The organism is Pseudomonas putida NBRC 14164 (genome assembly GCF_000412675.1).
Classification (GTDB): domain Bacteria; phylum Pseudomonadota; class Gammaproteobacteria; order Pseudomonadales; family Pseudomonadaceae; genus Aquipseudomonas; species Aquipseudomonas putida.
In genome coordinates, this window is sequence record NC_021505.1 from 5185369 (window position 1) to 5199762 (window position 14394).

At 64.0% G+C, this 14394-nt stretch carries 14 protein-coding genes and 1 tRNA gene; 8 read left to right on the forward strand and 7 right to left on the reverse strand.

The features are described 5' to 3' along the window. The first annotated feature begins 98 nt into the window (after positions 1–98). Both PP4_RS23010 and PP4_RS23015 read left to right on the forward strand, forming a co-directional pair. A complete protein-coding gene (locus tag PP4_RS23010; protein ID WP_016501528.1) occupies positions 99–614 on the forward strand; it encodes a sigma-70 family RNA polymerase sigma factor in 516 nt (171 codons plus the stop codon). Further along, positions 601–1557, forward strand: coding sequence for a FecR domain-containing protein (locus PP4_RS23015; RefSeq protein ID WP_041167869.1), 957 nt, complete (start codon positions 601–603; stop codon positions 1555–1557). The genes PP4_RS23010 and PP4_RS23015 overlap by 14 nt, the downstream gene beginning before the upstream one ends. Positions 1558–1565: 8 nt before the next feature. Here the strand turns inward: PP4_RS23015 and PP4_RS23020 are convergent, their stop codons facing one another. The 3 genes from PP4_RS23020 to PP4_RS23025 form a co-directional block, all read right to left on the reverse strand. Beyond that, on the reverse strand, positions 1566–2723 hold the full coding sequence (locus tag PP4_RS23020) for an MFS transporter (protein ID WP_016501530.1): 1158 nt from the start codon (positions 2721–2723) through the stop codon (positions 1566–1568). An 82-nt stretch (positions 2724–2805) separates the two neighbouring features. Next, positions 2806–2943, reverse strand: coding sequence for a hypothetical protein (locus PP4_RS29405; protein ID WP_016484845.1), 138 nt, complete (start codon positions 2941–2943; stop codon positions 2806–2808). Positions 2944–3048: 105 nt separating this feature from the next. Then, complete coding sequence (locus PP4_RS23025) at positions 3049–4263, reverse strand: MFS transporter (RefSeq protein WP_016501531.1); 1215 nt, start codon at positions 4261–4263, stop codon at positions 3049–3051. Positions 4264–4454: 191 nt separating this feature from the next. On the opposite strand from PP4_RS23025, the gene PP4_RS23030 reads away from it, so the two are divergent. Next, a complete protein-coding gene (locus PP4_RS23030; RefSeq protein WP_041167870.1) occupies positions 4455–5381 on the forward strand; it encodes a FecR family protein in 927 nt (308 codons plus the stop codon). Between the two features lie 95 nt (positions 5382–5476). Further along, positions 5477–5553: transfer RNA gene (locus tag PP4_RS23035), tRNA-Met, on the forward strand. A gap of 106 nt (positions 5554–5659) precedes the next feature. Here the strand turns inward: PP4_RS23035 and PP4_RS23040 are convergent. Beyond that, positions 5660–6274 carry a LysE family translocator gene (locus tag PP4_RS23040; RefSeq protein ID WP_016501533.1) on the reverse strand — a complete coding sequence of 205 codons (615 nt, stop codon included), beginning with the start codon at positions 6272–6274 and terminating at the stop codon, positions 5660–5662. Positions 6275–6520: 246 nt separating this feature from the next. Between PP4_RS23040 and PP4_RS23045 the strand changes: the two genes are divergently transcribed. Beyond that, positions 6521–7438: a LysR substrate-binding domain-containing protein gene (locus tag PP4_RS23045; protein WP_016501534.1), complete on the forward strand. Its 918-nt coding sequence runs from the start codon at positions 6521–6523 to the stop codon at positions 7436–7438. Here the strand turns inward: PP4_RS23045 and PP4_RS23050 are convergent. The 3 genes from PP4_RS23050 to PP4_RS23060 all read right to left on the reverse strand — a co-directional run bounded on the left by PP4_RS23050 (position 7378) and on the right by PP4_RS23060 (position 9256). Next, entirely contained in the window at positions 7378–7953 is a 576-nt protein-coding gene (locus tag PP4_RS23050; RefSeq protein ID WP_016501535.1) for a D-Ala-D-Ala carboxypeptidase family metallohydrolase, read from the reverse strand. The genes PP4_RS23045 and PP4_RS23050 overlap by 61 nt on opposite strands. Positions 7954–8018: 65 nt before the next feature. Beyond that, on the reverse strand, positions 8019–8474 hold the full coding sequence (gene rimI, locus PP4_RS23055; RefSeq protein WP_016501536.1) for a ribosomal protein S18-alanine N-acetyltransferase: 456 nt from the start codon (positions 8472–8474) through the stop codon (positions 8019–8021). Then, positions 8471–9256, reverse strand: coding sequence for a hypothetical protein (locus PP4_RS23060; protein ID WP_041167871.1), 786 nt, complete (start codon positions 9254–9256; stop codon positions 8471–8473). Before PP4_RS23060 ends, rimI begins: the two co-directional genes overlap by 4 nt. Positions 9257–9494: 238 nt before the next feature. Here PP4_RS23060 and mksB point away from each other — a divergent pair, with 238 nt between their 5' ends. From mksB to mksF, 3 genes are read left to right on the forward strand one after another with little or no spacing between them, the layout of a single operon-like run. Continuing rightward, positions 9495–10784 carry an Mks condensin complex protein MksB gene (gene mksB / locus PP4_RS23065; protein ID WP_016501538.1) on the forward strand — a complete coding sequence of 430 codons (1290 nt, stop codon included), beginning with the start codon at positions 9495–9497 and terminating at the stop codon, positions 10782–10784. Next, positions 10774–11481 (forward strand): Mks condensin complex protein MksE, encoded by a 708-nt coding sequence (gene mksE, locus PP4_RS23070; RefSeq protein WP_016501539.1) that lies wholly within the window; start codon positions 10774–10776, stop codon positions 11479–11481. The genes mksB and mksE overlap by 11 nt, the downstream gene beginning before the upstream one ends. Then, on the forward strand, positions 11478–14309 hold the full coding sequence (mksF, locus tag PP4_RS23075) for an Mks condensin complex protein MksF (protein WP_016501540.1): 2832 nt from the start codon (positions 11478–11480) through the stop codon (positions 14307–14309). The genes mksE and mksF overlap by 4 nt, the downstream gene beginning before the upstream one ends. The last annotated feature ends 85 nt before the right edge of the window (positions 14310–14394 follow it).

Consider the following 14394-nt stretch of genomic DNA (forward strand, 5'->3'; position numbering starts at 1 on the left):
GCTAATTCCTGGCATACCATTGCCCTGCGTCACATTCCCCGCATAGAATTGAGAACTATTCACAATCGCACAGTTCACAGGGCCAGGCCTTCGCTACGATGCAGATCAACGACACGCTCAAGCCGACCGAGGTCGCTCTGCTCTACCAGGCCCACCATAGCTGGCTGCGCGGCTGGTTGCGCAACCGGGTAGGTTGCAGCGAGCATGCCGCCGACCTGGCCCAGGATACCTTCGTGCGGCTGCTGCGGGCCCGCCAGGCTTCACCACTGAAAGAGCCACGCGCCTATCTCAGCAGCATCGCCCGTGGCCTGATGATCGACCAGTTCCGCCGTCGTGCACTGGAACACGCCTACCAGCAAAGCCTGGCCCACCTGCCCGAAGCCGAGGTACCGAGCGAAGAACACCGCCTGGTCATTCTCGATGCCCTGCACCGCCTCGACCGTGCCCTGCACCAGCTCAAGCCGCGTGTTCGCCAGGCGTTTCTGCTGGCGCAACTGGACGGCTTGAGCATCGTTCAGATCGCCCAGCAGCTGGAGGTATCCCGGGCCACCGTGGAGCGCGACCTGGCCAAAGCCTTGGGCGCCTGCTACCGGTTGCGTTATGCCGATGCATGACAGCGTGCCGGCGCAGGCGCAGATCGACCAGGCCATCGACTGGCTGGTGAAGCTGCGCTTCGACCGCCCCAGCCCGCGTACCGAGCAGCAATTCCAGCACTGGCTGGCCAGCCACCCGCACAACCCGCTGGCCTGGCAACGGGTCAGCCAACTCGGCGACGAACTGGCCGGGCTGCCCAAGGACCTGAGCCGGCGCACCCTGGACGGCAGCCAGCGCCAGCGCAGCAGCCGCCGTGACCACCTCAAGTTACTGAGCCTGCTGGCCGTGGGCGGCAGCCTGGGCTGGGCCACGCGCGAACCTCTGGGCCTGCCGCAACTGCTGGCCGACAGCAGCACCGCCACGGGTGAACGGCGCCAGTGGCAAGTCAGCGATGGCAGCCACATACTGCTAAACACTGCCAGCGCCATCGACCTGCATTACAGCGCCGAGCAACGCCAGTTGGAACTGGTACGTGGCGAGGTCAGCCTGGACAGCAACCCCAACGATACCCGCCCGTTCTACATCGACACCCGCATCGGCCCGCTGACCACCCTCAACGGCCAGCTGCTGCTGCGTGAAAACAACCAAGGCCTGCTGCTGGCAGTGCGACGTGGTGAAGTTACGCTGTTTCCCACGTCGGCCTCACCGCGTCAGGTGCATTCGGGCGAAACGGTACAGGTTGGGGCCAATGGCAGTGTCCACGCGGTGGCGCTGCACAGCGACCCTTGGGGTTGGACCGACGGCGTGCTCAGCGTGCAGCAGATGCCACTGGGCGAGTTTGTCGCAGAGCTCGCCCGCTACCGCCCGGGCCTGTTGCGCTGCGCCCCTGAGGTGGCGAACTTGAAGGTGTCAGGCACCTATCAGTTGGCCGATACCGCTCAGATCCTGCAGTTGCTCACCCGCAGCCTGCCGGTGCGTGTCGACTACAAAACGCGCTACTGGGTAAGCATTGGCGCAGCCTGAAAAGCACATCACTCCGCCACGGCGCGCATCCGGCCCGCGCGTCGGTATGATTGCCGGGCAAAACACACGAACAACCCGGCCATCAGCGCCAGCGCCATGGGCAGGCCATGCGGGGCCACATCCATCGCCGCACCACTCACCAGCGGGCCGATCAGGCTACCAACGCCCCACAACAACCCCACACTGGCATTGGCAGTGACCAGATCCTGGCCTTTGAAACGTTGCCCGATCAGCACCAACGCCAGGGTATAAATGCCCCCCGCAACCGCGCCCAGCACCACCAGCAGCGGCCACAGCAGCCAGGTCATGTTCAGCAGCCACGGCAGGCCGATGCCAATCGACATCGCCACCAGCCCGCACACCAGGTGCAGCCCGGTACGCTCCACCCGGTCGGCCAGCCAGCCCAACGGCAGCTGGAACAGCATGTCGCCGGCAAACACCACCGTTACCATCAGCGCCGCCACGCCTACGGCAAAGCCATGGCTGGTGGCGTACACCGGCAACAGCGACAGCACCACGGCATCGAAGAACGAGAAGAACAGCACCGCCACGCACAACGCCGGTGCCACGCGGAAGAAGCCGGCCAGGCCGAAGCTCTTGTCGCCCTCTTCATGTTCGACATGGTCATTGGGAACGGTCAGCACGATGCACAGCAACGCCAGGCCATAGCAGGCGGTGACCACTCCGGTGATCCACGGGCTGTTGGCCCCCAGCACCGCGAGCATGGCCGGGCCCAGCACCTGGAAGCCGGTAAAGCTGGTGGCATAAAGGGCCATGATCTTGCCGCGATTGTGCTCAGGGCAAAGCTCGTTGACCCACGACTCGCCGAGGATGATCGCGATACCCATGCCCAGCCCCAGGCCCAGGCGCAGCAGCGCCAGCAACCACATCGAGCCGAAGGCCGGTTCGAGCAGGGCGATGCTGACGGTGCACAGGCTGAAACTCAGCAGGTAGATGGTGCGCCGGGTGAGGTGGCGGCAGCAGGCGTCGACCAGAAACGCCGAGAGCATCATGCCCGCAGCGGGGATGGCCGAGATGATGCCGATTTCCAGGGTACTGGCGCCGGCCTCATGCAGGCGCAACGACACCAGCGGCAGGCTGGCCCCCAGGCTAAAACCCACGACAGAAACGGCGAACAACAGGCCCGCCAGCAAACGCATGTTCATGTACCACTCCTTGCAAACCAGAAAGACGTGCAGACACAGGCGCGCACGCCGGGGGGCGAGCGACGCAAAAGCGCAGATCAGTTCAGGCGAGGTGTGGCGAGAAGGTGAAGGCAAACAGCACGCTGCGGCGACGCTTGAGCACCGTGTCGCTCGGCCAGGCACGACGCAGGGCCTGGAGGGCAGGCTGGCGGGCATGTGGGAGGGACGGGTTACGGCGCATTGCTTTGGCTACTACGCAGGTGGTGGGTAAAAAGAGGCGGCACTCTAGCTACCTCAAGGGGGGGTAGTCAATCGGCCAGGGGCCTCTACGAGGCCCCCAGCAATTTCAGCGTTTACCTGTAGACGGCAAGAACACCGCCAGCAACCCGAACAACGGCAGGAACGAGCACAGCCCGTACACATACTCGATACCGCGCAGGTCCGCCACATACCCCAGCAGCGCCGCGCCAATGCCGCCAAAGCCGAACATCAGCCCGAAGAAGATGCCGGCGATCATGCCCACGCTACCCGGCACCAGTTCCTGCGCATACACCACGATCGCGGAAAACGCCGAGGCCAGGATAAAGCCGATCACCACGCTCAGCACGGTGGTCCAGAACAGGTCGGCATACGGCAGCGCCAAGGTGAACGGCGTCACCCCCAGGATCGAGAACCAGATCACGGCCTTGCGCCCGATGCGGTCCCCGATCGGGCCGCCAAAGAACGTGCCCGCCGCCACTGCACCCAGGAACAGGAACAGGTGCAACTGCGAGCTGGCCACCGACACATCGAACTTCTCGATCAGGTAGAAGGTGAAGTAGCTGGTGAAGCTGGCCATGTAGAAGTACTTGGAGAACACCAGCAGGCCCAGCACGATCAGCGCCGCGATCACCCGATTGCGTGAAATGCCATGGGTGGCCTGCACCGCCTTGCGCGCCTTGGCCTGGTTGAGGTGTTCCTTGTACCAGCCGCGCAGCATCAGGGTTACACCGAGGAAGAACAACGCGGCCAGGCCGAACCAGGCCACATGGGTCTGGCCGAACGGAATGACGATGGCCGCCGCCAGCAGTGGGCCCAGTGCGGAGCCGGTGTTGCCGCCCACCTGGAAGGTCGACTGGGCCAGGCCGAAGCGCCCGCCAGAGGCCAGGCGCGCAATACGCGAGGTTTCCGGGTGGAACGTCGACGAGCCGATGCCCACCAGTGCCGAAGCCAGCAGAATCATCGGGAAGCTGCCGACGAAGGCCAGCATCACGATCCCCACCAGCGTGCACAGGGTGCCCATCGGCAACAGGTTCGGCGCTGGCCGGCGGTCAGTAAAAAAGCCGACCCAGGGTTGCAGCAGCGAAGCGGTGATCTGGAACGTCAGGGTGATCAGGCCGATCTGGGCGAAGCTCAGGTCGTAATTGGCCTTGAGCATGGGGTAGATCGCCGGCAGCACCGACTGGATCAGGTCGTTGATCAAGTGCGCCAAGGCGCAGAAGCCGATGATGCGCATTACCAGCGGCGTCGCTTGGCTCGCCGCTGCGCTGGTGGACGCCGTGGAGGCGCTACTGATGGCCATGTGCCTGAATCTCCGTCCGCAGTTTGGGATCCGATTATCGGGAAACAAATAGATACATAGCTACCTTTTTTATCCCTCCGTCGCAACGTACTTGAAAATGGTTCTCAATATAATTAGCATCCTCGACCCATACCCCTGTCATCGTTGGGCGAAACGGCCCCTATCGTGAGCAGACTGAACCCATGAGCCCGATGCCCGCCAAGCAGCTGCAGCAGCCCGACCCACAGCAGGAAGCGCTGGAATGGTTTTCGCTGTTGCGCCAGCCTGGTTGCGACGAAACCCAGCGCCAGGCATTCGCAGCCTGGTGCCAGGTACCCGAAAACGCCCACGCCTACGCCGAGCTGGAAACGTTCTGGCAACAGCTGCAACCACCACCCGCCCGCCCTCGCCCACGGCACGTCACGGTACGCCGCAGCCACCTGGGCAAATGGCTGGCGCTGGTGTTCCTGGTCGGGTTGGGCGCCGCAACCTACCTGTACTGGCCGCTGCTGCAACGCCTGGCCAGCGAGCTGCACACCGACGTGGGCGAGCGGCGCAGCACACGCCTGGCGGATGGCACGACCCTGAACCTGGACAGCGCCAGCGCAATGAACATCGACCTGCGTGGCCGCACCCGCCAATTGCATTTGGTGCAGGGCCAGGTGTACCTGGAAGTCGTGCTCGACGGCCGGGCCATGGAAGTGGACGTGGGCAACGCCCGCATCCAGGTGTTCGGCACCCGCCTGCAGGTAGCCCGCCATGCCGGTCATGATGAACTTGTCGTACTCAGTGGCAAGGCCATGGTTACCCAGGGGGGTGAACAGCGCATGGTCTCCGCAGGCGAGCGGGTCACCTTCAATGACACACGCATCGACCCGGTGCAGAAGGCTGACCTGAAAACCGCAGACAGCTGGCGCAACGGCCGTCTGAAAGCCACCGACATGCCATTGGGCCAGGTGCTGGAGCGCCTGGCCAGCTACCAAGGGCAGCGCGTGTGGATGGCGGATGAACAAGTGGCCCATCGGCGCGTGAGCGGTGATTTCAACCTTGACCGCCCTGGCGAAAGCCTGCAATCCCTGGCGGCGGCCCAGCATCTGCAGCTTCAGGGCGTGCTCGGGCACTGGCTTGTGGTGCACTGAAAGCAAGCCCGGCCGCTAAGTTTTTGAAAGCGTGCAAATTTTTTTTGAAATGAGTGTTGACAGAGGGTCCGTTCAAGAGAATAATGCGCGCCATCGGCTACATAGCTCAGTTGGTTAGAGCATAGCATTCATAATGCTGGGGTCCGGGGTTCAAGTCCCTGTGTAGCCACCAAACAAGACGAAGGGCTTACCGCAAGGTAAGCCCTTTTTCTTTGCCTGCGAAAAAGCTGCACGCTTTCAATTTGAGCAAGCAGATATCCCCAACAGGCAATCGCCCCTCAACGAATCCCCGTCACCGCCACTGCCAGCCCAAGCCCGATCAAAGCCAGCCCGATGACGCGGTCCACCAGCACTTGCCGGTCGATCATCGCCTTGCGCAACGCAGTACTGGAGAAGAACACTGCAACCAGGCTGAACCACAGCCAATGGGCAAAGGACATGAACGCGCCGTAGGCGAAATCCAGCGCCAGCGGGCTGCCCGGCTGCACCACCTGGGTGAAAGCGCTGATAACGAACAACATGGTCTTGGGGTTCAGGGCATTGGTCAAAAAGCCCGTGCGCAGGGCGCTCAGCACGCTGGCGGCGGGTTGACTGCCGCCCTCGAGGTGGATGCGCTGAGTGTTGGTCAGCGACTTGTAGCCCAGGTAGATCAGGTAACCCGCACCGAGCACTTTCATGACCAGGAACAGCGCCGGGCTCTGGCTGATGATCACGGCAATGCCCAGCACCGTGTACAGCACGTGCACCTGCACCCCCAACGCGATGCCGATCGCGGCGGCCAGCCCGGCCTTGCGGCCTTGTGCATAACTGCTGCGGGTGACCATGGCGAAATCGGCACCAGGGCTGATGACGGCGAGTAAGGTGAACAGGGCGACGGCGATAATTTCGGTCATGCTGATGGCTCTCGATAGGCGATGAAAATGCACAGGCCTGGGGATTATCGAGGGCTTATGAACCAGGAAAAATCGATTTATAGTGAGGAATATCTGATAGTTTTACTCACAGATATTTAGACCCTGTACCGGCCTCTTCGCGGGTGAACCCGCTCCCACAGGTAATGTGCTTTTCTCAGGTGTGATGAGATCCCTGTGGGAGCGGGTTCACCCGCGAAGAGGCCGGCACAGGCAAAAAGGGATGCCATGAAACTGCCGCCGCTCAACGCCTTCCGCTACTTCGACATCGCCGCCCAGACCGAGAGCTTCGTACGCGCCGCCGAGCACCTGCACGTCACCCACGGCGCGGTCAGCCGCCAAATACGCCTGCTTGAAGAAAGCCTTGGCGTGGCGCTGTTCGAGCGCCGTAACCGGGCCATTTTCCTCACCTCCGCCGGCCGTGCCCTGCAAGGCACCACCCAGGCGATTTTCGAACAGCTGGAAGGCGCCGTGCAGCGCTTGCAACAACAGGCCCGCGACAATGTGCTGGTGCTGTCCTGCGAGCCGACCATCGCCATGCGCTGGCTGATCCCGCGCCTGCCCCGCTTCCATGCTGACCACCCCGACCTGCAGTTGCACCTGGTGGCCGCCGGCGGGCCGCTGGACTTCGCCCGCAGCGGTGTCGACCTGGCCATCCGCCGCGACGACTTCCACTGGGACAACCAGCTGTTCAACCAAAAAATCTGCGACGAATGGATCGGCCCGGTGTGCCACCCCACCTCCCCCACCCAGCTCGACGGCCAACGCCTGCTGCACAGCACCACCCGCCCCGCTGCCTGGCCCACCTGGCTGCGCCTCAGCGGCCAGCAGGCGCGGCACAACGAACGCAGCGACTACGAACACTTCTACCTGACGATCCAGGCCGCCAGCGCCGGCCTGGGCCTGGCCATGGCCTCAGCCCTGATGGTGCGCGACGAACTCGACAGCGGGCAGTTGCAGGCACCGTTCGGCTTTGTGCGCGATGGCTCGGCTTATCACCTGCTTAGCCCACAGCCCCTGGGCGACAGCGGCAAGCGCCAGCGCTTCGCAGAGTGGGTAATGGGTGAGTGCCAGCGCTGCCTGGCTCACTTGGGTTTGACGCAAAACGACGACCCCGCGCTGCCATCGCCGCCCCAGGTGCGATAGCCCGCGGTATCCAGATGGATGCGCCCCGACGGGTAGCGCCCCAGGCCCATGCTCCACGCCTGGCCATGCTGCTGCCAGAAACGGCACAGCGGGTTAGGGTCGGCCCAGGCCGGCAACAGAATATCGACGGCGAAGGCGCGGGTATGGGCACTGTTGTCAGCACCGCCTGCGCACTTATTCAGACGAGGGTCGCGATAGGCCGAAACCACCTCGAACTGGCGCAGGATGCCTTGGCCGTCGAGCACCTTGATAAGCGAGAGGGTCGAGCGTACAGCCGGCCAGTTGCTGACAGGCGGCACGGCGAAGGGAGACGCGTGGCACAGCTTCCAGTCCGAGGCCGAACGCAGCAGTTGGTGGATAGGCACTACACCGTAAAGACGGGCATCCACCAGCATTTCACGGAAGGGACGGGTTTGATGGTCGCCGGCCCACTGGGCGAACATCCACAGGTCGCGTTGGTCGGCGTGGGCAGTACCCGCTATCAGCAGGCCTGCCGCCAGAAGCAGTTTTTTCATTCTTTATCCATCCCTGCATAGAGAACAAACAAAGCTACGCGGTGGATGGCGCCGACTGTGCGAGGTCAGTCCTCAAGCAGCGTGCAGGCCATCACCAGGGCATCTTCACGGCCCCCGGCAATCGGATAATAGTCGCGACGGCGGCCGATTTCGTTGAAACCGTAGCGCTCGTACAAACGATAGGCCGACTGGTTGCTGGCGCGCACTTCCAGGAAGCATTCGCGGCCATTGAGCTGGTAAGCCCGGGCCATCAGGTGCTCCAGCAGGCGCAGGCCCAGGCCGCGCCCCTGGTTTTCCGGTTTGACGGTGATATTGAGCAGGTGCGCCTCGTCGATGATCACGTTGATCACCCCATGGCCAACCTGCTGCTGGCCATCGAACATCAGCCAGACTTCGTACGACTTGAGCGCATCCTGAAAGATCCCGCGGGTCCAGGGGTGACTGAACGCGGCATATTCGATCTTAAGTACGGCTTCCAGATCCGCCTCGTTCATCGGGCGGAAACTGATCGATTCACTCATTCAACGCTCTTCCAGCGCGCCATCAGCTGGCGCATGGCTTTCCAGACGTCCGCCTTGCGCTGCGGCTCGTCCATCAACAATTCAAGGCCCGGCAGCGCCCAGGCATCGCCCAGGCCGTCCAGCTCAAGGGTTTGGTAATAGGCCTCGGCATCGGCATTGGCGGCAAAGCGCAGTGCCGGCAAGCCGATCAGCCACAGGCAGGTACTCGGGGCATCTTCCAGGCGCGCCTGGACAAAGCCCTGGACGAAGTCGCGCGCGGCTTCGGGGCCCTGGTCCATGTTGCCGCGTACCAGCAACGGCCAGCGCACCGGTTCGCCGATGATCTGCGGGGCGTCAGGCAGGCCGGCAGCGCGCAGCATGTCCTTGAGCAGCAGGTAGGACGGGTCGCGGCTCTGGAACGGCTGACCGGTGGTCAGTTCGACCAGCAGCAGGCAGCTGCCAGCGCGCAGCAACTGCAACGAGAAGCGCGGTGGCGGCACCGGGGCCGGCCGTGGCGGTGCGGGCTGCTCCTCGGCTTCGACGGGCTTGGCGGCAGGCTTGGGCGCACTACCCGGGCGCGGGATCTCGATTTTCGGCCGCTCACCGGAGCGGGCCTGGGGGCTGGCGGGCGCTTCGTTTGCAGCCGGTGCCGGCCTGACCTCGAAATCCATGTCCTCGACCGGCCCCACCGGCAGCAGCAGCTCGGGCCGCGACGGTGCGGCGAACGGCAGTTCGGCGCGCGGCAGCCAGTGCACCACTTGCATGGCGGAAAGGTAGGCGCGGCGACGGGGTTCGGTCAGCAAGGGGCGGGTATCCGAGGGGCTCAAGACAGTTGGGCATTCTAACGTGTACGCCGTGGCTTTTGCAGCGCCTATCAGACCGAGCGCCGCCCGCGCGGCGCTCGATCTCCACACCACCACAAAAACAACGCCATACACCCACAAACAAAAAGGTTATCTCTCATTACAGACCAAGGGGTGAAAACCTCCCCCCCGGATGCAGTACAATCGCCCCCTTTTTCTTGGCAACGAGTCGAAGCCAATGATCGAACCCAAGCGCGTCCTGCGCGCCCTAGCCGAACACTGGGCCCTGATCGAGCCGCTGTGCGAGCGTTTCGACCAGGGCACCCTGAGCCTGGTCGAGTTGCGCCAGCATGTGGCCCGCCAGCAGCTCGAAAGCACCCCGCAGGACATCACCCAGCTACTCGACGTGTGGATCCGCCTGGACATCCTGGTCCCGGTGGCCAAGAGCCCGAACCGCTTCGAGCTCAACGCGCAGATCCACGACTTCCTCGCCTACCTGCGCCGCGAACACCGGCTGGGCCTGTGCCTGGAGATCGAAGCCTACCTGCGCCACCTCGAACGCCTGGCCGGCCATATCCAGGACGCCTTCGACAACCGCGACAGCGACGACCTGGCGCGCCAGCTGCGCCTGCTCGACATGCGCGTGCGCGATGTACTGAAAAAGCTCGATAACGACGAACAGGCACTGGTAGCCGTGGCCGAGCGGGCCAAGACCAGCAACCGCCAGATCCCGTTGCGCCAGCGTTACGCCGAAGTACTGGCCACCTGGGACGAATACGTCGAGCCGATGATCCAGCTGGTGAACGCCGACGGCGCCTTCGAACAAGGCGTGCGCAAGGTCGAGACCGTGCTGCTGAAGCTGCTGGGCGAACAGGCCCGCCTGGGCCACCTGGTCGACGACGACATGCTGCTGCGCACCCACGCACGCATCCTGGAAATGCAGACCAGCGCCCAGCTGACCCTGCGCCACGCCCGTGAACTGCTGCTGCCGCTGCGCGAAGAAGCCCGCCGTCACAACGCCGTGACCCGTGGCGCCGCGCTGGCCCTGTCGGTGATCCGGCGCAAGGGCATCGACGCCGTGCCGCAGGCGGCCATGCCGATGTTCACCCGCCCGCAGAGCACCTTCCTCGGCAGTGCCAGCCAGGTCGAGGCCTATGTGTACGCCCTGGCGCGCTTCGAGCCCAAGCCGGCGCGCTTCCCCAAGGCCCACAAGACCCAATCCGGCGACTTGCCCCGCGCACCGCGCACGGTCAAGGAAATGGCCGAACGCTGCGAACAGGCCCTGCCGCTGCCCGACCTGATGGTCTGGCTGCTGGAGCAGGAACCCGAAGGCGCCACCGACGAACTGCTGTACTGGTTCTCGCGCCTGTCGCGGGAAAAGCGCTTCAAGCGCGAGCGCCTCGACCGCCGCGAATACACCACCCAGGAACACTTGGTCAGCCTGCGCTCGTACGCCCTGACCTCCAGCCGCGAAGACGCCACCAGCGCGCCTACCGAACCCAACGCGAGCCCAGCCCATGCATCTTGATCTTTCCGAACTGTCCCAGCTCGCGCCGATCTTCCGCGAGCTGTTCAAAGGCTTCCACGTCAGCCGCCGCGATCCCGAGCTGTACGCGCAGCTGTCGAACTTCCAGGACCAGTACCGCACTTTGTTCAAGGCCCTGGGCTTCGAGCTGGTGTGCGATACCCGCGGCTTTTATTACTTCGTGCCGGACATGACCGCCGCGCAGGTCAACAAGACCGCGCAGCGCCTGTCGCTGTTCACCTTCATCCTGGTCGAGCACCTGGCCGACCAGGGCCGTGACCCGATGGCCGTGCTGGACGGCGGCAGCATCGGCCGCGACGAACTCCCGTCGCTGCTGGACAAGTACCGCGACCTGTTCCTGCAGGCCGAAGTGCAGACCGTGGACGAGCTGGAAGAAAAAATCCTGCGCCGCATGAGCCAGCTCGGCTTCGCCCATGAAGAAGGCGGCATCTACCGCTTCCTGCCGCCGATGCACCGCTTCCTCGATGTGTGCCTTTCGGTGCAGCAGGACCGCGACCTGGCCGCCACCCTGCATAGCGTGCTGCCGCTGCCCACCCCGGTACTGGTCGAGGAAGAAAGCCCCGAAGAACTCAACCGCACCGACGATCCGCTCGACCTCACGCCCTTCGAGGGCGAGGAAAGCGAAGAGGACGCCCTGGCCCGGGCCATCCGCGAAGAGCAACAGGAGATTGACGCATGAGCCAGGAACGCTACGGCATCCGCCGCTTTGCATTGCTCAACACCGCCGGCTACAGCCTTGGCCTGTTCCCGCTGGAACACCCGCTGTCGGTCTACGGTGCCAACAACCTGGGTAAGTCGGCGTCGATCAACGCCCTGCAGTTCCCGATCCTGGCACGCATGTCAGACATGAGTTTCGGCAAGTACAGCCTCGAGCAGTCGCGCCGCTTCTACTTCGCCAGCGACACCTCTTACATTCTCTGTGAGCTGAGCCTGCCCCACGGCCCGCACGTGATCGGCGTGGTCGGCCGCGGCCCGGGCGGCGGTTTCGGTCACCAGTTCTTCGCCTACAAGGGCGAATTGGACCTGGGCCATTACCAGAAGAACGACACCTGCCTGCGCCAGAAAGAGCTGTTCACCAACCTGGAGCGGCTGGGCATCAAAGCCTACGAGCTGAAGCCGGACGAACTGCGCCGCCTGCTGGTTGGCGGCCACACCTCGGTGCCGCTGGACCTGACCATGATCCCGCTGCGCTCCACCAGCGAGCAAAGCCTGAAAACCTTCCGCGCGCTGTTCATCAACCTGCTGCACATGCGCGAAATCACCGCGGCCAAGCTCAAGCAGCTGTTCCTGGACGCCTTCGAGCACAGCCTGCGTTCGGGCAGCGTTGACTACATCGCCGCGTGCGAGGAAGCCTTCCGCGACGTGCGCCGCATGGAGCAGGACTACAACGCCCTGGTCGCCGCCGGCCCGCTGGTCGAGGCCCTGGCCGGTGGTGTAGCCCAGCGCGACATCCTGCGTGGCAAGCTGCACCGCATTTCGCCAGTGCTCGACACCCTGCTGGGCACCTGGCAGGAATACGCCATGGCGCGCAAGGAAGAGCTGGTCATCCAGTCCGAGCACTACCGTGGCGAGCAGGACCGCCTGCAGAACGACCAGCGCGGTGGCACCCAGGAGCTGATGCGCCTGGAGCGTGAAATCACCGGCATCCAGCGCTGGCTGGGCGAGCTGTCGGTGCTCAAGCACCGCTTTGCCCTGGTCGATGACGTCAAGGTACTGGAGCAGCAGCTGCTGGCGGCCAAGGATGCCCACGACGAACTGGCCGGCGCCCTGGCGCAGTCGCGCCAGTTCAGTGCCGAAGACCTGGACGAGCGCGTACGCGACCTGGAAAAACGCCTGAAGCAGGTCAAGCAGCAACTGGACCACGCTGACAACAACAGCTACGCCCGCCTGCGCGAGGAGTTCTCGCAGCAGGACGTCGACCGCCTGATGCGCCTGTTCAACGGTGCACTGTTCAGTCTGCCGCTGGGCGACCGTGGCATCGAGCTGGACGACAGCGCCCTGTGGGTAAAATCGCTGGAAGCGGTGCTGGACGGTTTCAAGGGCGAGCGTTTCGAAGCCCCGGGCCTGTCCATCGACCTCACCCACATCGACCCACCGGCGCTGCAGGCCCTGGCCGACCGCGCCGCCCTGCGCGACCAGAAAGAGCGCCTGGAAAAGGAGCTGAAGCAGCTCAAGACCCAGCAGGCTGTAACCGCAGACCGCACCGCCTCGAAGGCGCAGACCGAAACCCTGTACCAGCAAGTGCTGGACGCGCAGAAGGCGCTGGAAGACTTCCGCCGCAGCGAAACCCTGGCCGCCGAAGAGCCCGAGAAGCTGGAACAGCTGTCGCAACTGGAAGCCGCCCAGGACGAACTCAAGCGCTCCAGTGATGCCTTCACCGAGCGCGTCCAGCAGCTGTCGGCCAAGCTGCAGCTGGTCGGCCGCCAGATCGGCGACCTCGAGTCCAAGCAGCGCACCCTGGAAGACGCCCTGCGACGTCGCCAGCTGCTGCCGGCCGACCTGCCTTACGGCACCCCGTTCATGGAAGCCATCGACGACTCGATGGACAACCTGCTGCCCCTGCTCAACGATTACCAGGACAGCTGGCAAGGCCTGCAACGGGTAGACAACCAGATCGAGGCGCTGTACGCCCAGGTGCGCCTGAAAGGCGTGGCCAAGTTCGACAGCGAAGACGACATGGAGCGCCGCCTGCAGCTGCTGGTGAACGCCTATGCGCACCGTACCGAAGAAGCCCTGACCCTGGCCAAGGCACGCCGCGCCGCGGTCACCGACATCGCCCGGACCCTGCGCAACATCCGCAGTGACTACGACAGCCTCGAGCACCAGCTGGCGCTGTTCAACCGCGAGATCAACAAGCGCCAGGTTTCCAACCTGGAGAGCTTCCGCGTGGTGCTGGCGCCGAACAAGGAAGCGCTCAAGCACATCGACCAGATCATCCACAGTGCCGGCCAGTACGAAGAAGGCGAAACCCTCTCGGTGTTCGACCTGACCCAAAGCGCCGAGCAGGACAACAAGAACGAAGAGGCCAAGGAATACCTGGCACGCCTTGTGGCAGCCAACCACAACCAGCTGGGCCTGAAAGACCTGTTCGAGCTGGCGTTCGAGATCACCAAGGTCAACGGCCAGCCGATCATCCACGCCGACATCGACGGCGCTGCGTCCAACGGCACCACCATGACCATCAAGGCGCTGACCAACATGTACTTGTTGCTGCACCTGATGGACCGCGACCTGGCCGGGCGCATTCGCCTGCCGTACTACCTTGACGAAGCAGCGGACATCGACGAACGCAACCAGGCCGCACTGCTGGAGACCAGTTTGCAGCTGGGCTTCGTACCGATTCTGGCGAGTGTGAAGCCACAGGTATCCGCGCACGTGGCGATCGACCTGGAAGGCGGCAGCGGGCCGAACGGAATCTACATCGACGAGGCGGACTGGAAGTTCATCAGCCGGCTGGATGAGGTGAAGGCGGTTGTGCGCGAGGATAAGGCCGAGGAACTGGCCTGACATTTGTGTATGGGGCCGCGTTGCGGCCCATTCGCCGGCAAGCCAGCTCCCACAGGTACTGCACAAGGTTCAAGCTCTGCGCAGT